This is a genomic window from Desulfosporosinus acidiphilus SJ4, from assembly GCF_000255115.2.
GTDB classification, from domain to species: domain Bacteria; phylum Bacillota; class Desulfitobacteriia; order Desulfitobacteriales; family Desulfitobacteriaceae; genus Desulfosporosinus; species Desulfosporosinus acidiphilus.
Map to the genome: position 1 here is coordinate 4,680,093 of NC_018068.1, position 22,088 is coordinate 4,702,180.

Sequence of the window (22,088 nt, forward strand, 5' to 3'; positions counted from 1 at the left end):
CAAGGCTTATATCATTTGCTAATTTCATTCGTTTTTCATTTATATTCCTCATTTATATTCCTATAGAAATGCTCGGATCCAAGAACTAACCAACAGCCTTTTTGGCAGCTAAGGTTGTTTCAATTTGTTTTTTACCAGTTAGATCATTATTTTTATGTTCTATTAACTCGCAAAAAATTTCAACCATTTTTGGATCCAGTTGAGATCCCGAAACTCTCTTAAGTTCCTCAATTGCCTCGTCATGTGACTTGCCCGGTCGATAACTCCGATCCGAAGTCATTGCATCGTAAGTATCTGCAACAGCAATTATCCGCGCTTCTAAAGGTACTGCTTCTCCTCTAATACCATCAGGGTATCCTTTTCCGTCATAACGTTCGTGATGATGACGTATCACTTTTCCGATATCAAACATGAATTTAATATTTTCGATGATTGTTTGCCCAATAACGGGATGGCTGCGGATTACATCCCACTCCGACTCCAGAAGTTCCCCTTCCTTATTAAGGATAACATCACTTATCCCGATCTTACCAACATCATGGAGTAATGCAGCATACTTAAGAAATTCAATCTTGTCCTCAGTCATTTTAATCGCTTCGGCTATGCTGACGGCAAGTTTCCCAACTCTTTCCGAATGCCCGCCGGTATAAATGTCCTTTGCTTCAAGAGCCTGGACAAGAGCTCCGACAGTTTCGAGGTGATTTTTACGCATGGTTATGTAAAGCTGAAAAAATCGGTGGGATAATAAAAGCGGTACTAAAACCAGCAGAAGTCCCAATGGCCCATAATGATAATAAATTAAAGCCATAATATAGCCAACCGGCGCGAGAATAATAATGTTTGGAAATATCCAACGCATATTACTGAGCCAGATCGACCATGGCGACCTCTCTTGCAACAAGCCCAGCCCAATTGTCACCAGCGAAATATTGACAATTATATAAATAAGGGCTACCACTACATATAGGATGAAAGACCGAAATTTATAATGAAAACCGCCGCCAATTCCCGCATGCCAGAGAACATACTGAGCAACTGCCTGAGATAACAAATACTGAGAACTGTTATACACACGTTTAAACAAAGGCTGGTATTTGGCGGCCTTTCCAAACAGAAAGAGACCTCCTATTGCTGAAACTGCAACCGCGACTCCCCCAGGATATAAAATTAAAGCTGTATAGAAAACAGCAAAACTTACGGTGACATAACCTCCTCTAGGCAAGGCAACGGGGAAGGATTCACATAGAACCGCAAGCATTCCAAAGATTAGTAAATGAGTAACTGCCGCAGATGTCCACTCCGTATGAACTACTGAGAAAGTGAAGGTTACCGCTGCCGCTGCTGTCAGGAGTATTAAAAGCCACCGAAATTTCACGGGTAAGGTGCTCATGTTATTAAACCTCATCTTTTCCCTCGACTCGTAGTACCCTTGGATTTTCCCCCTATTGTTAAAGCAATAATAGCATGAAACAATAAGATATGTCATCGCCCTATGTTTATAAGGATTTATTTCAGAAATTTGAGTATCTTAATATTTTTATTAAAAAAATAATGACCGATGTGACTTTTTTCTATAATCAATCGTGTTATAGATGAAAGGAGATTCTTAAATGCCCCAAAGGTCAGGCAGTAATTTTTCTGTTAAATACAATTTATATGGCGATATGGTTTTCAAAATTGCCATGGTTCATCTCGGAAACAAAGAGGATGCCGAAGAAACAATGCAGGAAGCCTTTTACAAGCTTCTGTACAAATCACCAAATTTCCATAATGACGACCATGAGAAAGCATGGCTTATAAGAATTACTGTTAATCTTTGCCGAGACATCCTGCGCAGTGTTTGGCGCAAACGAGTTGTAACGATGGAGGAATTAGACAATTATTCCAATGATCCTTCCGACTCCAATATTTTAAAAGATATCATCAACTTGCCTGCTAAATATAAATCAGTCATCTACTTATATTATTTTGAAGATTATCCTATCAAGCAAATTTCAGAAATTCTCAATGTCAAAGAGTCTGCCATAAAAATGCGTTTACAGCGGGGGCGTCAACTCCTCAAAATGGAACTGGAAGGAAATGAAAATGAATAGGTTTGATATTAAACGCGTTATCGAAAAGCTTGAACCGGATAATGAACTGGAGTATAAATTAGCAGCCAAATTGAACAGAAGGCAATCTAAAAGCATGCCCTTTAAACCTAGGGCAGTAATAGCTGCAGGACTTGTCATGGCTATTGGAGCAGGAGCTATAGTCAATTACCAGCTTGCGACCAAGGCAAAATTAACAGCAACAAACCCGAATACCTTAAACAGCAGTTCAGTTGCCCTCTTACCCGCTGACAAAGGCAATGACAACCCGGTACAGAACACTCAAAAAAGCAATTCCGGAAATGTGACCGCCGCACCGCCGGAGAACAAAGAAACACCAAAACAAGAATCCAAAAGTCAGAACGTTCAGGCAGATAATACGGCGACCCAGCCTTCTGTTAACAGCTCTAACGAAAACCATGACGGGAATTCAGAAGCTATCAAACAAAATAACGAAACTAACACTTCTCAACAACAGGTGCCTGCAAATGAACCCGATTTGGTCCCCAAAACATTGCTCCGACACGATAACAATATCGGCTCGAACGCCCAATTTGGTCAAGACCCAAACGTGAACAATCAAAACCAGGAAATTGTTGTTCCCAAAGTTCAATTACCCACTGGGACGATAAATACAGCTAAAATGATGGGCCTTATTGTCTATCAAGGAAGGATATATCTTCAAAATTCTTTACCTCTCGATTTGAACAGTGCTGAAAAACTGGTAGGAGAAAAACTTGGCACGACTACGGGAAATATCACGGAATGGAATCAACAAAAAGATAATGCTGTTGATCTGTCATCAACGGTCGGGGTCCAGGACGTTTATACTGTCAAAGGCTATGACAAGAGTTTCAGAATCATGACCTATGGACAAATCAATGGTCAAATCTATGCCCAGCTTTTTGAATGTCTAAATGGCATTACAGTAAAAACAGGAACCGACGTCTTTAGCAAATTCAAACTTGAGAACAACATTGACTCCGTTAACTATGAAGATTTCGACAGTTGGAACAGCGGTAGAAACAACTATAAGCCGCTGACAACGCTTGCCGGATTTAACACTTTTCTGGCAGCATTAGAAAACTCGCTCCCTCAGGCTCAAGATAGTCTTGCGAACCTATTTGATAATCAAAATTCAACGGATGAGCAGATTATCGATGTCAAATTGCAGGATGGTACTGAAGTAGAACTAAGGCTGTTTAAGGAAGGTTATGTCTATCTGAATGGCGTTAATATCTTCTTTAAAGTAGACAGCCTTGCTTTTAATAGCTTTTGGAATGAGTTGAGCTAATAATGTTGTTATCAATACAGTTTTTCGAAAGGGGTGATTTGTTACGTAAAAAATTCATCTTTTTATCCTGTCGTTATCCGTTCCGTAATTATTCTCAACTTATTATAAAAGGAGGGGCCCGCCTTGAAAAAATGTTTAAAAATCCTGATGATTATCTCCGCTCTAACCCTTTTATTCGCCCAAACTGTATCGGCTGCCGAACTTCAACAAGCTGGCACCATCGAGTCTTCTGCAACAAGTTCCGTGAAGGTTGATCCTGATCTTGCGCTGCTCAGTTTAACAGTAAGGTGCGAAGACAGCAGCAGTGCTTTAGCACAGGAGAAAAATGCTGCTGCCGTAAACAAGGCAATAAACTTGCTTGTTAGTGAAGGTCTGGAGAAAGATGCCATTAAAACTACGAATTACTCTACTTATTCCTACACAAAAACGAATGACGGCAACAAAAATGAAGTAACAGTCTACGCCTCGAACAGCGGTCTGGACGTGTCCTTTAAGGAGCTGGATAAGGTCGGTGAAATCCTTGATAAACTAGCTGATATCAGCGAGGTCAATGTCAATTCCGTTAACTATTCCATCCAGGATCCGGAAAAATACAAAGAGCAGGTTATTTCTTCAGCTATTGCCGCCGCGAAGCAAAATATTCTTTACAGCGCAGATGCTATAGGCGTTAAACTTGACAAATTAGCCAACCTGAGGATAGATTTCAATTCCGATTCATCCATTCAGCCTTACCCACGAAATTCCCTTGCACTGTCAGGATCTGCCACTCCCCAACCGCAAAGTCCGGACAAAATAACAATATCAGCCACAGCGACAATGTCCTATTCGGTCCAGCAATAAGCAGTTCATCTTCGCAAATTTAGCCTGGAACATATAATAGACAGGACATTGTTTCCAAAACAACGTATCTGTACTTATTCTGAGGAATGCTTATTTTTTACAAACAAAGGCCGCCCTGCTTAATTAGGGCGGCCTTGTTTATTATAGATAAAAAGTTGCTTCAGGACTTGTATTAATGTCGATTTTCCCATTATGCCGAGATAAAATACCATAACACACAGCTAATCCTAATCCCATATCCTGTTCCTGCGTTACTCTGAGAATAGATGCCTTTAGTCGTTATTCCTATTCCTATTTTTCAATTAACCCATTAATCTTCTGCTCAATCATCTTGCTGATTACAGCTTCTCCACCGAAAATGGCTGCACTGGTAAGTTTTTTATTCAAAAGATAATTCTCCAGCTGATCAGACATACTGTCATCAACCAACAAAATGGAAGCATTGTGATTAGCCGCATAACTGCTTCCGGCCAGGGCATCCGGAAAATTCCCGCCGGTGGCTATACAAATCGTAGGGCTGGCTAAATTAAAGTATTTGGCTGCTGCCAGGGACGTTGCATAACGGTCTGCTCCCCATATTCTCACGATATTCGCCTGGGACAAACCGCTGAGTTGTTGAATCTGACTCTCAACCGTTGAACTAATAACCCCTTCTCCGCCGATAATATAGACTTTCGAGGGCTTGATAGATTGTATTTCCTGCCTGATGCTGTCACTGATTCCGTCGTTTGAAACTAACAGGATAGGTGCTTGCATCTGGGCCGCAATGCTGCTGATGGAGAGAGCGTCGGGATAGTTTTCGCCATAGGCCAGGACGATTGGTGTCCCAGTTTTAACAGCCAATTGATCGGCAATTTTGGCTGAGGTTTCATAACGGTCTGTTCCGCCTAAACGGGTTATCTTCGTAAAGCCGCAGGCTGTTACTTTACTCTCCACTGCACTGCTGACAGCAGCCGTACCACCTAAGATATAGACGGTTCCCGAAGAATCCAGATCATTCTTCATATAGTCCAAAACTTTTTCTTGATCAGCATCTGTACTTCCAACCAAAAGAATCGGTGCATTCAGCTTATAGGCCAGTACGCTTCCGGCTAATGCATCCGGGTAGTTTTCGGCTGTGGTCAAGATGACACTGTTCACCTTTCCTGTATAACTGGCTTTCGCGATGGCCAAAGCCGTATCAACACAACTGTTTCCTGACAGTCTTGTAACGCCGGTCAGGGGCCTGCTCATTTTAAAATCCCACTTGACGATTTCTTGTTCCACTGCAATGGTCATGCTTTTGTAGCTTTCATAGCCATCTTTAGTTGCGACGATGTAATAATCTGAATTGGGGAAGACCATGAAACCATAGGCACCGCTTTTATCACTGTCCTGAGGATTTTTATTATCATTAGGCCCAAATCCGGAGATACCCGGCAGTGCGACAACGGCATCCGGGGTTTTTCCTGAAGCCTTATTCCTCTCAGTATCGGCATAATACAGGGTAACATGAACGCTTTCCAAAGCCTTTCCTGTAGCCGCATCAGTGATAATGCCGTAGGGGTCAATTAAAGTTGTTGTCACAGTAACGTTACCGTTACTATCGACGTTGATATCCAGAGTTCCAATCGTTATCTTCTGACCATTACCTAAATCATACGTTATAGCAAAGTTATTATCCGTCCCTTTCGCCAAATCCGACACTTGGATTGTTCCATCGGCAGATATGGCCGCAGTCATTCCATTATTACCGGTAACAGCAATTTTAGACAAGTCCGATAGAGAGTCTGTGGTTCCATTCGATTGTTTATACATGACGGTTTGAGCTGCCTTCATAGAAATTGTTGTTTTGCCATTACTATCGGTCATAACAGTAACCGCTGCATTAGCCAAAGTATCACCGGAAGTGCTGTCTATGACCTTGCCGCTGATTGTTGTGGAAGTGGAAGTCGAAGTAGAAACTGGTGATGAGGAGGAATAGGAACCGCCTCGGTTATCAGAAGATACCCCCTGTGCAGGTGAGATGATCTCAAACTCTGCCGTTATTACAACATTTGCCGCCGGCATCGTGAAGCCGGTCCCGCTGATAACATAGTTTGTAATTCCATTATTATAGACTAGTGTCCCCGGTTTTAACTGCATCCCATTATCCGGAGTTATGGTGAGGCTGATGGCTGAGCCGGATGTCGCCAATGTTGGGCTGGCTGTGATATTGCCACCTGTCAAACTTCCAATGTCTACAGAATAATAGATTGCCCCTGATGTTGTTGCGGTTGCCTCAAACTCTGCCTTTACCACAACATTTGCTGCCGGCATCGTGAAGCTGGTGCCGTTGATGGAGTGATTTGTAATTCCGTCATTATAAACCAAAGTGCCTGGTTTCAACTGCATCCCATTATCTGGAGTTATGGCGAGGCTGATGGCAGAACCAGAAGTTGCTGACGATGAGATGGCTGTTATGCTTCCGCCTGTCAAAGGGGCGATATTGACAGTGTAATAGCTTAATGGGAGCTGTCCTGATTCAGCATTAAGAAGGGCCTGATAGATTGCACCATGACCTGCAGTTGTGGGATGCGGATCAAGCTGTATTGCTCCCAGGTTAAAGGCGACGGCTCCTGAGGTATTTCTGAATTTCGTATAAACGTCGGCGACTCGATAGCCTAACCCTGCATTATTGCTGAGCACTTGATTGATCCCCCTGATCAAGGGATCAAAAACCGGATACAACGGATCCTGTTCGCCAAAAGGATTGTAGAGATTGAGGACGTAGATTTGAGCCTGCGGGGATAGAGTTTTTATGGCTGCTATAATCTGCGGAAAATCAGTGCCGAATTGGCCGACCCCAGATTGTAAAGCTTGGCGTAAGGCTGGGGAATTAGCCAAACTGGTCAGGATGGCATTTTTGTTAGGGTTCACAGCCATTGCCGCTGCCAAATCCGCTGTTAAATTGGGACTGGCGGGGTTAACACCAAAGGCTGTACAAACTGAAGCAATGACCGGGGAAAGCAAATTATCTCCGCCTATGCTTATGGTAATTACCTTAGCATTGCCAACAGCCGTGATATATTGGGGCGTTTGTAACCTCTGCAGCAAATCGCTGCTCTTATCTCCTGATACGGCCAGATTATTTAGGGTAAGTTGACTGAAGGCGGAGTCTGCCAGCAGATGGTTATAGAATAGATGGGAATAATCACTTCCGGTTGCAGCACTCATGCCACAGGCAATGGAATCTCCCAGGGAGAGAAATGATGAAGAGGAAGATATGGGGGGAGTAATTGGGGGAATATACGCCGGAACAACTACATCAGCGGCAGTACCCGCATTAAACCCTGTTCTTGCCGCATATCTTACTTGATAGGTCCCTGCTGCCAAGTCGGTGATTTCTGTAGCCAAAGCCGTAACTGGGGTGAAAGTGGCCGCTCCCTGAAGACGGTATTCCATGCTGTCACTGACTCCGGTGATTTTGCCGTCATTGTTTGCTGCCGTAGTGGGGGTGATTCCGGTTAACCCTGTGGGAGCGCCTTGGTCCTGGTTGGGTACAAGGTAGGTAAATTGGTCATTGGGACTTGGAGCACTTGTTCCGCCGGGTCCGGTCACGGTGACATCGACAAGACCGCTTCCCGCCGGAGAGGTTACTGTGATTAAGGAATCATTGATGACAGTATAGCCCGTAACGGAGGTACTGCCGAATTTCACGTCGGTAGCTCCGCTGAAACCGCTGCCGGTAATTGATACTGAAGTCCCTCCGGCAGCCGATCCACTCATTGGGCTTAGGGATGATATTCTTGGTTTTGGTACAAGCATAATTGATGATGAACCACTTAAGGCCCCGCCTGAACCTGTGTTTCCATTGTCATTTATGGTAATAGTCAATGACCCAGGCCCTGAGTTAATATTCATCGTAACACTAACATTATTGGCCGTGATGTATGCATTGATATTTGAAATAGTACCAGTTAATTCTAAGGAAGAGGTGCCAGTTCCGCTTGCAATGACTCCCCCGCCTGAAATAGCAGAGAACGTGCTGCTTGTCGCTGTAAAATCAACTGTCACGCTGCCGCTCCCGGCATCCGTATCACTAAAGCTTATACCTGTCAAAGGAGTGGCTTGATTTTCGTACACGGTTATGCTCCCCGGTGCAGTGACACTGGGAGAATCATTAACTGCCATTACGGATAAATCTTTTGTTACAACAATACTATTATCAGTCCCATCATTCACCACAAAGCTAACAGTTCTCATTGAAATATCCGGACTTTCGGAACTATTATTATACGTTACGGAACGCAGGGCAGCCTGCCATTGGTTGAGTGTTGCCTTAGCTCCCGCTGAAGTCAAGGTTAGCACGCCTGTGGATGCATTGGAGAAGGCCGAAATATCTCCAAAGGTTGCCGGATCAGTATTTATAAAGCTTAGAATATCTTCTCCGACCTGGAAACCCGCCCCCAGAGACACTGTGGCACTAGCCAATGTCGTATTATCACTATCGTTTACCGTCAGCCCCGGATCAACTGCTACAGCTGATGAACCTTCTGTGAAGGAAGTTGTTCCGCCGGAGACAGTGACGACCGGCGCAGCATTAGTATGGCTGGGTGTGACACTGTTAGAGGAAGCAGAAGCACCACTGGTACCCACTCCATTTGCCGCAGTCACTGTAAAACTATAAGAAGTTCCGTTGACCAACCCGGAAATTGTTATTGGACTTGCTGAGCCGGTTGCGGTTAGGCCCCCGGGATTGGAAGTTACCGTGTAGGAAGCTATTGGGCTGCCTCCGTCTGAAACCGGGGCTGTAAAGTTTACAGTTGCCCAACTGTTTCCTGCTGTGGCTGACACTCCTGTAGGCGCTCCGGGCACCGTCGCCACGACGGTTGCGGTGGCAGGAGCGCTGACATCGTCACCTACTCCTTGAGCAGTAACGGAAATCGTATTGCCTGCGCTAAAGGAGGCTGCTGAACTATATGACCAGTTCCCGCCGGCATCGGCGGTTGCTGTCCCCAGTAGAGATCCATTTTTGCTCAGAGTTATGGCTGCATTCGCAACAGCCGTACCGGACACAGCTTTTGACCCCGCTGTAATAGGTGTTGATATGGTCGGAGCCGCTGTTTGTCCCGGAATGTAGTTGATATTGCCGATTCCCAAAGAAATATCCGGACCCGTAATTCTGATCTCATCAATACCCGTCCAATTGTTAAAGGTTAGAGTTCCTGAGATTCCGCCACTGCAATCATAGGTAATGGACCCAGCAGATGTGCCCGACTTTGGAGTTTCAAAGTTAATGGTATCGGAATAACGCTGAGTACCATCGGCATATCCGGTAATGGTATAATTAGAACCCATAATGAAAAAATCTTCAGCCTGCATTGAACTAATCTGAAACTTCGTACTATCCGTTTTCCTGATTCTGAAGTCTACATTACCAGGTACGTATGACCCGCTTGTGTCTATATTAAACCCTAGCGCCGGAGCAATGCTGAACAATGAACCATTCAAACACATGGGTCCGCCGCCCGGCGCGTTGACTGAAAATGTGAAGCCGTCATAACTAGCACCGCTAAATATATCTTGGGTTGATGCGGGTAAGTTAACAGTATTCGCCATTGCTATCCTGCTCCCAAGAATACTAAAAAGAAGCGTCAAGATAATTAGACCAGAGGCCTGCACCCATAGACGCACCGCCCCCTTTGCCCTGTTAAAAGTCATACTTTTTCCTCCATTCATGTTACTAATATGATTCGCACATTTATAAGCCTAGGTGATTGATATTAAATTTTACCAAGGTCCTCTAACAGGATTCTAACAGTATCCCAAGGTAACATTAGAGCAATCTGCCAGAAACTTTTAGGGCAGGGAATAAGGAAAATTTGATTGCCTAGTTACAGTGATGCTAAGCGGAAAATATACATCCGAACGAAGGTTATTCTTTTTGAGAGTAAGAAATAACCCGAGAGGCGTCTCCCGGGCTAATTTTTTATTACATATTATTTTCTAAAAAGCTACAACAGACAGTCCCTTTGGAATCCATTCTATTTTATTTGATCATAGAAACTATTAACTACCCCTATGATCTGAGCCGAAGGAACTGTGCCGTATTCCTCTCTGAGAATTCTTGTCAGCCATTGGTAATGGTTTGTAACTCCCCGATAATCACCTTGATCTGCAAGTAACGCTAACAGTCGGCAATTGATTTCTTCATCGTAAGGCTCTAAGCCGGCCAGGAGCTTCAAAACCCTTAATACCTTAACATTATTTCCCTCTATTAAATAGGCAGCCATAATCTCTTTCAGGCTCAGGGCAAGTCTCCTTCTCAATTCTTCATCCTTTTCCAAGCTCCATACATATCCCTGCCGGGGCAGAAAACCCCCGGCAAACTGCTTACAAGCCTTTTCCACCGCCTCATAAACTGCTTTATCCCCCGTCTTGTATTGGGATAAGACCTTTTCCGCTTCAAGGTAATCACATTCGGCCCGGGAAATAGAGAGGCAGTATTTTCCTCTGTTGAAATTCAGTGTCACCTCTCTTTTATTCCGAGAGAAGACACTCCTGATTTTACAAATAGAGGTTTGCAGGATCGCCAATGCTTTTGCATACTCATATCCCGGCCAGAGGTCTTGAATTATCGTATCTTTATGTATATACCTGCCATGGTTCATGAGGAGATAAGCAAAAAGTTCTTCAGCCTTAGCCCGCTCCCATTTCACAGGATTATCTCCGATGCTGACTTCCAATTGATCAAAACATTTAATTTTAAGGTCTGAAGAGGATTGAAGCGAAACCTTTAATTGCACTTCCTTCTGAATCTTAGCAGCCATCCTTTGGAAACGTTCAAGTTTGATCGGTTTCATCACATAATCCAGGGCATTCAAATCAAAGGCTTGGATAGCGTACTGATCCCAGGCAGTTATAAAAACAATCCTCATTGAAGGCTCCTTTTCCATAAGCTTTTCCGCAAGAGTTATCCCGTCCATTTCCAGCATCCCGATATCAATAAACGCCACCTGGGGAGAGATAACTGTTACTTCTTCCAAGGCCCTAACCGGGTTTTGATACTTCCCTTCGACGGACATAAAACCCGTCTTTGCAACCAGCTTGCTTATTTCTTCGAGATTATACCATTCATCATCGACAATAATACATTTGATCATCATATCTTTCACCTTGCTTAAATTACTCTTTTGTCTCCAAGGACAAAGAATGCTTAGATACCGTTCAAAGACACTGTCATCGAACGAATTGGCTCTTCTTGCAGATCCAACTGATGGTTATTTTTTAATAGTACAGAAAAAGCCACTGAAGTACCCTGCCCTCTGACGCTGACGATATTCAGACCCTCGCCGTAACATTTTAAGAGCCGCTTATGGATATTGATCAGACCTACGCCGGTCTTTTGCTCATCATTGATTTCTAAAGCGTTGATTTGTTCTTCCCCCATCCCTACTCCGTCATCTTGAATTTCAAAGTTGATTTTTCCGCCTTCACAGCGAATTGTCAGCTTGACATTACCACCCTCAGACTTTTTCAGTATTCCATGCCGGATTGCATTTTCTACCAATGGCTGAAGGACAAGCCGGGGAATTTTAAGATCGGGAATTTTATCACAAATAACCTGGAAATTCAGCCGTTCCCCGAATCTGGCCTTTTCAATCGCCACATAAGTATTCACTATCTCTAGTTCCTTTTCCAACGCTGCCATTAATGAGGTACTGTCGAAGTAACAGCAGCTTGACAGGTATTCGCCAAGATTGCCGATAAGGTTTTTAGCCTCTTCCGGATTCACGGTGATCATGGAGGCAATTACGCTGAGGGTATTATTCAAAAAGTGGGGCTTTATCTGAGCCTGGAGAAACGACATCTCGTTGGTTTCCGCTTTCGTTAGAGCCATGGAAGCCATAGCTTCCAGCCTCTTTTGATGTTCCACAAACAATGTCACATCATTGATCGTAAGTATCTTGCCGATTTGAAGACCATCCTCCGTTAGAATTTCCGTGATTTCAGCCGAGAAATAGCCCTCTTCTCCATTGATCATTCGTTGATATTGCAACTTATCATTGCCTTCCGAAAGGCCGTTCAGCTCCGGATGAGCCTGAATAAAAGAAGCAAAGGTATATTTATCGGATAGTTTATTTAACTCCGGATAAATCTTTAAAAAAGCATCATTAACATCAATGAGTCTGTCTGTCAAATCTATGAGTAAGGTCCCTTCCTTAGAATTTCGGAATACAATTTGCATAGCCAAGGGGATTGTCCTAAAGACTCTAAACTTAAAAATTCCAAAGGCATATAAAAGACCGGAAAAAATTGAAACCACCGGATAGTAATCAATACCTAAATAACTTGTATTAGTTGCATCTAAATAGACAGAAAACCAGGGAAGCAAAGAAGCCAAGATCATAATGATATGACCGTAGCGATGCAGACGCGGTGAATGGAGATAAGCACGAATATAGAAAAACGTGGCTATCAAGCCCATCAAGGTGCCGGAAGCAACCATCAGTATGTAAAGCACACCTTTACTGGAAACGATCACTGGAAAATAATCATTACTTACAAACCGATAGACAGGAATATAGAGATGATGCCAACGGTTTGTAAAATAAATTACAAGATAGGAAACCGGATGGTAAAGCATAATATACTTCGCCATTTTTAGAAACCTTTTGGGTGCACGGACATACTCTAGACTCATCATCAGCCAGAAATAATGTTCAAGTGGAATGGCCAGGTGCTCAAGATCAAACCAAACCATTGCAGTCGAAAGACTTGCAGAATTAATTTCTCCGATATATCCTCCGTTATAGACTATTGCCGCGAGCATCAGCAAGATAAAGTAATTGGCACCCGGCACGGTTCTTCTTTTGCAGGCATATCTTATCAGGAATATGGCACAAGGCAATGATGCCGCAAGCAAAAAGGTATAGGCAATTCTTACAATATTCATAAGACTGATCCTCTATTTTAATCAGAATGTACATTTATTTGGGATCACTAAAAATACTACCTACTATATTAAATTCTACAGCTTCCCTGCATATCCTTTATAAGTCCCTGGCAAATTCCAAAATAAAGCAAATAAGGACAAAAGTCCTATTCAGAGACCCATCCTTAATGCAATTGAACTCTCCCCCGACAAACCTGAAGGCACTCAGAGCATCCCCGTATAGCCTTTGGGAAACAACGCATTTTATGAAACCTGTTATTCTGAAATGCTTTTGCCGGGCATGCATCAATACACAGTGTGCAGTTGTCACAAGACTCATTGATCAAACCTGAGTTCCCTGTAAGACTGACTTGCAAGGGCGCGTTTGTAAAAACCGCTGCAAATAAAAGTCTTGAACCATAGTTTGTGTTTGTGACCAGACCGTTTTTCCCCCAGTTTCCCAATCCCGCAGCAACTGCCAAGGGTCGAAAATCCCCGAATACCGAAAGCGGGGTTTTAAGGTCTGCGGAATACCCCTCACTGCGTAAAACCTGAGTAACATCCCTTAGCAGTTTCCAGCTCGTCCATACCTCTTCTCCGAACCTTTTCGTAATGTAAAAAGGGTGATTCAAAATCCATTGATCTGAGAAGGGGAAACCAATTACGATAACAGGTTCTTTCTGCCTTATTATCGTATAGCCCACGACTAACGCTCCCTGTTGCAATATTTTATTTGTAAGGTGATTCTGAATTTCTGCAGTATTTTCCATTATATACATCCTTTCTTATGAGATCGTTTGGTGCCTTCAACCACTTTTTATTTTCTCGGGAACTCTGAAGGATATATCGCATAACTTGAAAAACAGACCATAGTTAACTTTCCACAAAATAGCCAAACCATCCGGATACCTGAAAAATACCCTGAACATTTAAGTAAATTGTCAAAAATACAAAAAACGGGACCTTATGCCCATTGATATTGTCATAAGATAATAATAAAATCGTCGAGTATAGAGATAAAAAATCGAAAGAAGATGCTTCAGTTGAAAGTCTCAGTCATAATTAGAATTGAAGAATTGAGATTACAAATGCATAAGATTGCTTCGAATAGGGATCTTACCGATTCAAAGGTATTGAATGTCAGTGAGAGACTTGATGAGTTAATCAACGAGTTTTATTCGAGAAAAAAATGCGAGCTTAAAAATTAGAAGGCAGGAGTTAGTCTTAGGAATACTCGGATACCTAATCTCAGGGTAATACAGACTTTCAAAATTCTATTATCTTACTGAATTTTAAGGAGCATCTTTAGGAAAAATGCATCCCTTTATAGTTTCATATACGAAAACAGGCTCTGCGAATGAACTTCCGCTGAGCCTGTTTTCGTTAGATTATATTAAAGCCTATTTTATGCCAATCATTTATAACGCGATCTGCCGAATTCTGTTTTGTACATCTTCTTTAATCACGCCCCCATGGTAACAGATAACTGTTTGAATATCGTATTGAGCTAATTTCTTAACTGACTTTCTCGCTTCATCTAAATCATAAGTAGCCGATGGATTGGGGCCCGTTAACTCACCGTCATTAGCAGTAAGGGCATCTCCAGTGACCAACGTCTTACTTGATTTATGATATAAACAAATGTGACCTGGAGTATGTCCCGGTGTAAAGATAACAATTATCCCACCGCAGTCTGCAATCTCTTCTCCATCGTCAATAGTTCTGTCAACGTTTGCTTTTGGCGGGTTGGCAAATACCGCCTGCAAACGTTTTCGTTGTTCCTCCGGCAACGTTTCAAACGTTTTTGAGTTCTTGGCTGTTTCTGCTTTGATCAGTGGCTTATCACCTTGAATGTAAGGTTTCTCTGCCTTATGAGCCAATACTTCAATTTTCTGTTGTGACTTGACAAGGATCTCCGGCAAACTGCCAATGTGATCAATGTCCTGGTGGGTTATGATTACTTTATTTAATCTAGCGTAGGGAACTCCTGCTTTTTCAATGACTGCCCTAATTTGTTGTTCTAAACCTGGGAAACCTGCATCAACTAGTATTACAGATTTTTCATCCCAAAATAACGTGGGATAAATTGTTGTTTGGCGTCCCATCAAATTTACAGTGAGTTCTAGTGCTTCGACACCATTAGCTATTTTCATTCTAATCTGCCTCCATAGTTAACTCATTTGGATCTATAATAATGATTAACGAGAAAAGCTGCAAGGGGGACATTAAAAATGATCAACTATGAATCTCGCCATGTATCACTCGCCTGGCTAATTATCCTGGGTTTAACCGTAATTTTTGCGTTTTTATATCTTGTTTCTGCCCTCTTTCCTGCCCCAATCGATCCTTCCGTGGCCAAATATTTCTCCATAACTCTGGCTGAGAAAGCAAGAACTTACAATTATACTCCGCGTATTCTCTTTATAGTCAACTTTTGTTTACAAGTTGTTCTTTTATCCTGGCTGCTCTTTAGCTCGAAAGGGAGATCTCTCTTTCAGAGCATCCAGAAGTTCACTAAAAATTACTGGTTAGTTACTCTCCTTTCCGTCTTGGGTATATGGCTTATAAGCACCTTAATATCACTGCCCTTTACTTATTTTTCTGGATACTATTGGCAAAAAATCTGGGGGTTTAGTACCCAAAGTTCAGCAGCCTGGTGGATGGATTATTGGAAAACTACCGGAATTGATTTATGTATCTCACTGGCAGGAGGAATTATCTTCTTTATGTTAGTCAACAAGGCGTCCCGATCTTGGTGGCTGATTGGCTCGCTGTTATTCAGTATTTGGCTTGTAGCGGAATATTTCTTTTGGCCCATTATCGTCTCTCCGATTTTCAACCATTTTAAACCGGTACCTGACTCAGCTATCGTATCTATGGTCAATGATCTTGCCCATAAGGCTGGGTTAAACGTAGGCGCTGTTCTTGAGATGGATGCCAGTAGACAGACGACCTTTGCTAATGCCTATTTTACCGGAGTTGGTACATCTAAGCGGATTGTTATTTACGATACCCTTTTACATAATTATTCGTTGCCGGAAATCAAAGCCGTTATCGCTCATGAAATGGGGCATTGGCGCCACAACGATGTTATCCACGGGCTCTTATTGGGAATGGCAGGCGGTTTTATAGTTTTTGGTCTCCTGACTATCCTTCTAAAACCATGGCTGCCTAAAAACAGCAACAAGCCGCCTCAACTCTGGGCAGCCCTGCAATTAGCGGTTATCCTGCTCCTTTTTGTAACCAGCCCAATTCAAAATGCTGTATCCCGACAAATGGAACAAAATGCCGACTACTTCTCGCTGCAGCTCACAGGCAACCTCCCGGCGGAAATCCAGCTCCAGGAAGACCTGGCTCGCAATAGTTTAGCCGATTTAACCCCTCCTGCGTTCATCGTCTGGTTCAGCTATGATCACCCACCGACCTTAGCCCGAATTCAAGACCTGGTACAAGAGTATCATTCGTATCATTAATATCATCCGTATTATTAGTATTACTGGTTCAATATAAATGCATATTGCCTGTTTAGCTGCTAACAAAAAAGTTCTGGAAATAATCGTAGTTTTATTCCTGTGAACATTTAAAGGACAAGGTGAATACAATATCTCATACTCGCCTCCTAGCTCTTATGTATTCTAATGAAGGGGATGAAGTAATGTTAATAGGAATTATTGGTATTTTAACAGCTTTAATTATTATAATTGGTTTATTGCTAGTCATCATATCCAGACTTACAACTGCCGCAACTGCAGCTTAGATCTGTTGTTCCCTGGGGCTGCTGCAAAATGCATAAGCGCCCCTCATTAAACAAAACCCTGCATAAATAGTGGTTTAAATCATCCACTTAATGCAGGGTATTATCTATAAAAACGTATAAATACTCATTATGCAACGGCCTTTATATTTAAACCTTGATCAAGTTACAACTTGTTTTCAGCAAATCTTAAGTTATCTCTAAGCTGACATTCCGTTTTCTTTCAGCGTAAATTTATCCTCCCTTGCTATGATTACATCACTTAATTGATTGTGATTTGAGGAGGAATTAGGTTGATAGAAATTTTTAAACCAAACACTGAGCACGCGGATATTATTAATTACCTTTCGACGGTCATTATTGTAACAGGTAGCATATTGCTAAATATAGATGTTACGCCATACATAACCCCATTTATGATTGCTGCTCAAAACTTTCTCACTCTTCATAAAGAAAAAGTTTCTTTACCCGTCACCGGGCTTAGTCAATTTCCTTATTAAGATTAAGGAAAGCCCTGAATCCTCATCCGTAGCTATCTAGTCATTGACAATGGCTTTGGAGCCCCCTAAATAAGCTTCCTTCACACGCGGGTTTTGGGCAATTTCTTGGGCTGAACCATGCAGCACAATTTTCCCTGTCTCCAACACGTAGGCGTAATGAGCAATCTTCAAGGCTTGGCGTACATTTTGTTCCACCAGGAGTACCGTCGTTCCCTCTTGATTGATCTCTTGAATAACCCGGAAGATTTCTGCAACAACCAAGGGAGCCAAACCCATTGACGGTTCATCTAGAAGAAGGAGCTTAGGCCTAGCCATTAAAGCCCGGCTTATCGCCAGCATTTGCTGCTGGCCGCCCGAAAGCGTCCCCCCGGCCTGGTGTTTCCGTTCGGAAAGTATCGGGAAACGGCTGAACACCTTTTCTAAATCCTGGGCTATCTCCTTATCCTTTCGTTGGTAAGCCCCCATTTCTAAGTTCTCCAATACCGTCATGCGTGCGAGGATCTGTCTGCCTTCCGGAACCAAGGACATACCCAAGCCAACAATTTTATGGGACGGCCAACCCTGAATCGCTTTTCCCTGGAAAGTAATCTTACCTTCCTGGGGTTTAATAATTCCAGCTATAGACTTCATTGCCGTAGTCTTTCCGGCCCCGTTGGCACCGATCAAAGAAACAATAGAACCCTCCGGAACCTCCAGATCAATACCCTTAAGCGCCTTAATACTGCCATAGCTCGTCACTAACGATGTTACACTCAGCATCTAGTCTTCCTCCTTTCCGAGGTAGGCTTCGATAACTTCGGAGTTCGTCTGGATTTCTTCAGGATTCCCCTCTGCGATTTTAGAGCCGAAATTAATCACCGCTAGACGATTGCAGGTGTTCATGACTAAATTCATATCGTGCTCAATGAGGATAATCGTTTTTCCCATGTCCCGAATCTGAGTAATTAAGCGCATTAAATCTTCAGTCTCGCTCTCATTCATTCCGGCCGCCGGTTCGTCCAGCAGCAAGATCTCCGGATCAGCGGCTAAGGCCCGGGCAATCTCCAGCCTTCTTTGCTGCCCGTAGGCCAACGCGCCTGAAAGCTCGAAAATGGCTTTAATACCTACCAAAGCCAATAGTTCTTTTGCCCGATCTGTCACGGCTTTCTCTTCGCGTCGTTGTTTTGGGGTCCGCCAAATCCCCTGCCAGATGCTGGCTTTCATATGAGAATGCGCTCCAACCATGACATTCTCCAAAACAGTTAAGTTGTCAAACAGACGAATATTTTGGAATGTCCGCGCAATCCCCAAAGCCGTTACCTTGTAGGGTTTTAAGCCTATTATTTCTGTGCCATTAAAGATGATATTTCCGCTTGTCGGAGGAAAAATTCCGGTAATCAGATTGAAAAGTGTCGTCTTACCCGCTCCATTGGGGCCAATAACCCCAAAAACGTCTCCCTTGTTCACCGTAAAACTTATATCTGATAAGGCTTTAAGTCCCCCGAATTCTTTGCTCACTTGGTCGAGAGTTAAAATCATCACTTTTCTTCCCTCCCAAGTTTCCCCTTCCAGAAGCGGAGAGTTTCTTCACTAATTAGACCCTGGGGACGAAAGGCCATCATAAGAACCAATATGGCCCCATAAATCATCATCCGATAGTCTGAAGCCGCTCTGAGAATTTCGGGCAGCAAGGTAAGCAAAAACGCGCCGAGGATCGGTCCCCAGACAAGATTACTGCCCCCCAGAACAGCAAAGATCAGAATTTCTACCGTGCGGTGATAATCAAAATCCACAGGTCCGATATAGAAGGTCAAATGTGCTGACAAAGCTCCTGCTACTCCGGCAATGAAGGCGCCGAGGAGAAAGGCGAGAAGCTTGTAATAGGTAGTATTGATTCCCATCGCTTCAGCAGCGGTTTCATCCGTCTTAATGGCTGCAAAAGCGCGACCCGCCCGGCACCTGCTCAAACGCAGACAGGCGAAAACAAGCAAAGCCACGATTAAGATGAGGAAAAACAGAATAAGCACGCTGCTCAACTGTTGAAGAGTTACGCCGCCAATACCAGAACCTAAGCCAAGAGAAGACAATGTCTTGCCTAAAAGTATCGTCATAGACGGAATACCTGATAGCCCCAAAGCCCCGTTTGTGATCTTTAAGTTTAAGAATATTACCCTGACAACTTCCCCAAAACCAAGAGTAGCAATAGCCAAGTACAATCCCTTCAGCCGCAAGGCCGGAAAACCAATCACGACAGAGACAGCTGCAGCAACGAACCCGGCTAGGGGAACGGCCAGTAACACAGAAAACCCTGCCTTTAAAGTCAACAAAGCCGAGGTATACGCTCCTATGCTCATGAAGCCGGCATTACCCAGGGAAAGCTGACCTGTGGCAAGAGTTAAGTATATACTGACACCTAAAATAGCATTAAGCATAATGAACGTGCCAATCTGCAGATAGTAAGGATTTAATAGTATATCCATATTAGCGCCCTCCCGTCTGGTCCTTAGCTCCAAATAAGCCTTGAGGACGCAAAAAGAGTATAAGAATAATCATGCCAAAAGCAACAGCGTCTCTGTAAGACGAGGCCCCGTAAGCCACACTGAATACTTCCGCCACACCTAAGACCAGGCCTCCGAACATGGCTCCTGTAATATTGCCCATACCGCCAAGAATGAGAACAGCTAAACCTTTAAGCCCCATGGAAATACCCATCGTTGGTTCCACGGCGTTAAATGTCAGGCCAACCAAAACCCCGGCGATTCCTCCTAACCCTGAAGCCAGGGAAACTGTAAGCACGATAATTAGGTTGGTGTTCACCCCAAGAATCCCTGCGGTTTCAGTACTCTCTGCCGTTGCCCGCAGGGCCTTGCCGATTTTAGTCCTGGCAAGCCAAAACCTGAGAACCAACATGAGCCCGAAAGCCACAGCCAGGATGACGACTTGGACGAGAGAGATCTTCATGGGGCCGATGGTATAGATGGTATTGGAAAACGTCTGGGGAAAAGCCTGTGTCTGGGGGCCAAAGAGTTTTAAGGCCAGGCTCTCAAGAAAGATGGAGACTCCTATGGTAGAGATTAGCGGGGCTAAATGGGAAATGCCCGAACCGTTTTTTCGCCGCAGCGGGCGCAAGGCAACTCTTTCCAAGAGAATCCCAAGAAGAGCACTAACAATCGCTGCCCCAAGCATGGCCACAAAGATATTACAATGAAAATTAGTAACTAGGATGAGTCCGACAAATGCTCCAAACATAAACACTTCACCGTGGGCCATATTGACAATGTCCAATACGCCCATTATTAAGGTATATCCTAAGGCTACCAGTGAATAAGTACTTCCTAAAGTCAGCCCGTTAACTAATTGCTGCCAAAACACATGCTTCACTCCTCAAGGTTTTTGCCTTTCCTAACCAATCTGCCGTAAGGAAAGAAAACCCCAAGGCCGGTTTTAGGCAAAACCGGCCTTAGAGTAGTTCGCCCCTTCATATTATGACTATTTTAATTCGGTGAATTGGCCATCTTTAACAATTAGTACGGTGGCATCCATTTTCGGATTCCGCTTCTCGTCAAAAGCGAACTTACCGGTAACTCCTTGGAAATCCTTAATTGTGGCTAAACTGTCTCGCAGTTTCTTACGATCTGTCGTGCTGCCTGCTTTCTCCAAGGCAGTGGACATAATCTTCAAAGCATCATACGCCTGAGCTGCAAATTGGTCCGGTATCTCGTTGTACTTAGCTTTATAGTCAGATACAAACTTCTGAACCGCCGCATCGTCTTTGTTGGGGAACCATGGGCTGGCTACAATTGCGCCTTCCGCAGCTTTGCCAGCTATTTTGATTAACTGGGGTGAATTAAATCCGTTGCCGCCGATAAAAGGTACATTCAGACCGATTTCCCGGGCCTTTTTCAGAATAAGAGCCGCCTCCTGGTAGAGTCCTGACACTAACACTGCGTCGGGTTTAAGGGAGGCAATCTTGGTTAGCTGTGCAGAAAAATCGGTATCTTTATCAGCGAAGGTTTCTGTGGTCAGAACCTCTAAACCATCGTCCTTGACTGCTTGAGCCATCGTTTTATACCCTGACACTGCAAAATCGTCGTTGTTGGAGTACATAAGTGCAACTTTTTTAAGATTATATTTTTCTTGGGCCTTTTTGATGGCCGTCGGTATGGCTAGGGATTCCGGAAGAGCATTTCGGAAAACGTATTCTCCGATATCTGTAACTCCCTCTGCCGTCGTAGAAGTACCCATAATTGGCACCCCAGCCTGATTAACAATGGGTCCGACAGCAAACATTTCACCGCTCAATGTTGGTCCGATGATACCAACCACATTATCTTTATTGATCAGCTTATTTGCGGCATTAATGGCATCTGTTTTCTCGCCGCGGGAATCCTCAAACTGCAAGTCGATTTTAAGCTTGCCTTGAGCATTAATCTCGCTTTGCGCCATCTCTAAACCCTGCTTGATTGATTTCCCATAAGCAGCTCCTCCACCCGTCAGAAAGGAAATCACTCCTATTTTAGCAGTTCCCAGAGAACCGCTCTGCGCGTTACCAGCACCTGATGCTGGTGCGGAAGCATTTGTACCGCAGCCGGCAGTGCTTAAAAACAGGCCGGCTATCGCTAATCCTGCAATCCATTTGCTTACCCGTTTCTGTGAAAAAAACCCCATTCTGTTACCACCTCTCGCAACTTTATACAATGTGTTACATAATAGGTTTATTCGCCGTTTTCTAATG

At 43.6% G+C, this 22,088-nt stretch carries 18 protein-coding genes; 7 read left to right on the top strand and 11 right to left on the bottom strand.

What is annotated here, in order from left to right:
- Window positions 1-85: 85 nt before the first annotated feature.
- Complete coding sequence (locus tag DESACI_RS21435; protein WP_014829318.1) at window positions 86-1,390, bottom strand: HD-GYP domain-containing protein; 1,305 nt, start codon at window positions 1,388-1,390, stop codon at window positions 86-88.
- A 220-nt stretch (window positions 1,391-1,610) separates the two neighbouring features.
- Between DESACI_RS21435 and DESACI_RS21440 the strand changes: the two genes are divergently transcribed.
- The 3 genes from DESACI_RS21440 (at window position 1,611) to DESACI_RS21450 (ending at window position 4,224) form a co-directional block, all read left to right on the top strand.
- A complete protein-coding gene (locus DESACI_RS21440; protein ID WP_014829319.1) occupies window positions 1,611-2,093 on the top strand; it encodes an RNA polymerase sigma factor in 483 nt (160 codons plus the stop codon).
- Complete coding sequence (locus DESACI_RS24710) at window positions 2,086-3,384, top strand: hypothetical protein (protein ID WP_014829320.1); 1,299 nt, start codon at window positions 2,086-2,088, stop codon at window positions 3,382-3,384. The genes DESACI_RS21440 and DESACI_RS24710 overlap by 8 nt, the downstream gene beginning before the upstream one ends.
- Window positions 3,385-3,507: 123 nt before the next feature.
- The gene (locus tag DESACI_RS21450; RefSeq protein ID WP_014829321.1) at window positions 3,508-4,224 is read left to right on the top strand and encodes an SIMPL domain-containing protein; all 717 of its coding nucleotides are present in this window, start codon (window positions 3,508-3,510) and stop codon (window positions 4,222-4,224) included.
- A 291-nt stretch (window positions 4,225-4,515) separates the two neighbouring features.
- Here DESACI_RS21450 and DESACI_RS23300 read toward each other — a convergent pair whose 3' ends face one another.
- The 4 genes from DESACI_RS23300 to DESACI_RS21470 all read right to left on the bottom strand — a co-directional run bounded on the left by DESACI_RS23300 (window position 4,516) and on the right by DESACI_RS21470 (window position 13,890).
- Window positions 4,516-9,906 (bottom strand): cell wall-binding repeat-containing protein, encoded by a 5,391-nt coding sequence (locus tag DESACI_RS23300; RefSeq protein WP_014829322.1) that lies wholly within the window; start codon window positions 9,904-9,906, stop codon window positions 4,516-4,518.
- 323 nt (window positions 9,907-10,229) lie between these two features.
- Window positions 10,230-11,351, bottom strand: coding sequence for a response regulator (locus tag DESACI_RS21460; RefSeq protein ID WP_014829323.1), 1,122 nt, complete (start codon window positions 11,349-11,351; stop codon window positions 10,230-10,232).
- A gap of 50 nt (window positions 11,352-11,401) precedes the next feature.
- The gene (locus tag DESACI_RS21465) at window positions 11,402-13,141 is read right to left on the bottom strand and encodes a histidine kinase N-terminal 7TM domain-containing protein (protein ID WP_014829324.1); all 1,740 of its coding nucleotides are present in this window, start codon (window positions 13,139-13,141) and stop codon (window positions 11,402-11,404) included.
- Between the two features lie 164 nt (window positions 13,142-13,305).
- A complete protein-coding gene (locus DESACI_RS21470; protein ID WP_014829325.1) occupies window positions 13,306-13,890 on the bottom strand; it encodes a 4Fe-4S ferredoxin in 585 nt (194 codons plus the stop codon).
- A gap of 264 nt (window positions 13,891-14,154) precedes the next feature.
- On the opposite strand from DESACI_RS21470, the gene DESACI_RS23920 reads away from it, so the two are divergent.
- Entirely contained in the window at window positions 14,155-14,328 is a 174-nt protein-coding gene (locus DESACI_RS23920; protein ID WP_083845631.1) for an aspartyl-phosphate phosphatase Spo0E family protein, read from the top strand.
- A 210-nt stretch (window positions 14,329-14,538) separates the two neighbouring features.
- Here DESACI_RS23920 and DESACI_RS21475 read toward each other — a convergent pair whose 3' ends face one another.
- Window positions 14,539-15,273 (bottom strand): MBL fold metallo-hydrolase, encoded by a 735-nt coding sequence (locus tag DESACI_RS21475; protein ID WP_014829326.1) that lies wholly within the window; start codon window positions 15,271-15,273, stop codon window positions 14,539-14,541.
- Window positions 15,274-15,351: 78 nt separating this feature from the next.
- Between DESACI_RS21475 and DESACI_RS21480 the strand changes: the two genes are divergently transcribed.
- From DESACI_RS21480 to DESACI_RS21485, 3 genes are all read left to right on the top strand, one after another.
- Window positions 15,352-16,593 (top strand): M48 family metallopeptidase, encoded by a 1,242-nt coding sequence (locus tag DESACI_RS21480; RefSeq protein WP_014829327.1) that lies wholly within the window; start codon window positions 15,352-15,354, stop codon window positions 16,591-16,593.
- A gap of 155 nt (window positions 16,594-16,748) precedes the next feature.
- Window positions 16,749-16,877, top strand: coding sequence for a hypothetical protein (locus DESACI_RS25610; protein ID WP_282434147.1), 129 nt, complete (start codon window positions 16,749-16,751; stop codon window positions 16,875-16,877).
- Between the two features lie 290 nt (window positions 16,878-17,167).
- Complete coding sequence (locus tag DESACI_RS21485) at window positions 17,168-17,374, top strand: hypothetical protein (protein WP_014829329.1); 207 nt, start codon at window positions 17,168-17,170, stop codon at window positions 17,372-17,374.
- Window positions 17,375-17,410: 36 nt separating this feature from the next.
- Here DESACI_RS21485 and DESACI_RS21490 read toward each other — a convergent pair whose 3' ends face one another.
- The 5 genes from DESACI_RS21490 to DESACI_RS21510 form a co-directional block, all read right to left on the bottom strand.
- Window positions 17,411-18,133 carry an ABC transporter ATP-binding protein gene (locus DESACI_RS21490; RefSeq protein WP_014829330.1) on the bottom strand — a complete coding sequence of 241 codons (723 nt, stop codon included), beginning with the start codon at window positions 18,131-18,133 and terminating at the stop codon, window positions 17,411-17,413.
- Entirely contained in the window at window positions 18,134-18,892 is a 759-nt protein-coding gene (locus DESACI_RS21495; RefSeq protein ID WP_014829331.1) for an ABC transporter ATP-binding protein, read from the bottom strand.
- Complete coding sequence (locus DESACI_RS21500; protein ID WP_014829332.1) at window positions 18,892-19,833, bottom strand: branched-chain amino acid ABC transporter permease; 942 nt, start codon at window positions 19,831-19,833, stop codon at window positions 18,892-18,894. Before DESACI_RS21500 ends, DESACI_RS21495 begins: the two co-directional genes overlap by 1 nt.
- A 1-nt stretch (window position 19,834) precedes the next feature.
- Complete coding sequence (locus DESACI_RS21505) at window positions 19,835-20,725, bottom strand: branched-chain amino acid ABC transporter permease (RefSeq protein ID WP_014829333.1); 891 nt, start codon at window positions 20,723-20,725, stop codon at window positions 19,835-19,837.
- A 117-nt stretch (window positions 20,726-20,842) separates the two neighbouring features.
- Entirely contained in the window at window positions 20,843-22,021 is a 1,179-nt protein-coding gene (locus tag DESACI_RS21510) for an ABC transporter substrate-binding protein (protein WP_014829334.1), read from the bottom strand.
- Window positions 22,022-22,088 lie beyond the last annotated feature (67 nt).

Coding starts and splice junctions, on each gene's coding strand:
- DESACI_RS23920 (WP_083845631.1), top strand. CDS start 14,155: ATGCTTCAGTTGAAAGTCTCAGTCATAATTAGAATTGAAGAATTGAGA.
- DESACI_RS21500 (WP_014829332.1), bottom strand. CDS start 19,833: ATGGATATACTATTAAATCCTTACTATCTGCAGATTGGCACGTTCATT.
- DESACI_RS24710 (WP_014829320.1), top strand. CDS start 2,086: ATGAATAGGTTTGATATTAAACGCGTTATCGAAAAGCTTGAACCGGAT.
- DESACI_RS21465 (WP_014829324.1), bottom strand. CDS start 13,141: ATGAATATTGTAAGAATTGCCTATACCTTTTTGCTTGCGGCATCATTG.
- DESACI_RS21490 (WP_014829330.1), bottom strand. CDS start 18,133: ATGCTGAGTGTAACATCGTTAGTGACGAGCTATGGCAGTATTAAGGCG.
- DESACI_RS21460 (WP_014829323.1), bottom strand. CDS start 11,351: ATGATGATCAAATGTATTATTGTCGATGATGAATGGTATAATCTCGAA.
- DESACI_RS21475 (WP_014829326.1), bottom strand. CDS start 15,273: ATGAAAATAGCTAATGGTGTCGAAGCACTAGAACTCACTGTAAATTTG.
- DESACI_RS21435 (WP_014829318.1), bottom strand. CDS start 1,390: ATGAGCACCTTACCCGTGAAATTTCGGTGGCTTTTAATACTCCTGACA.
- DESACI_RS23300 (WP_014829322.1), bottom strand. CDS start 9,906: ATGACTTTTAACAGGGCAAAGGGGGCGGTGCGTCTATGGGTGCAGGCC.
- DESACI_RS21480 (WP_014829327.1), top strand. CDS start 15,352: ATGATCAACTATGAATCTCGCCATGTATCACTCGCCTGGCTAATTATC.
- DESACI_RS21470 (WP_014829325.1), bottom strand. CDS start 13,890: ATGGAAAATACTGCAGAAATTCAGAATCACCTTACAAATAAAATATTG.
- DESACI_RS21495 (WP_014829331.1), bottom strand. CDS start 18,892: ATGATTTTAACTCTCGACCAAGTGAGCAAAGAATTCGGGGGACTTAAA.
- DESACI_RS25610 (WP_282434147.1), top strand. CDS start 16,749: ATGTATTCTAATGAAGGGGATGAAGTAATGTTAATAGGAATTATTGGT.
- DESACI_RS21440 (WP_014829319.1), top strand. CDS start 1,611: ATGCCCCAAAGGTCAGGCAGTAATTTTTCTGTTAAATACAATTTATAT.
- DESACI_RS21510 (WP_014829334.1), bottom strand. CDS start 22,021: ATGGGGTTTTTTTCACAGAAACGGGTAAGCAAATGGATTGCAGGATTA.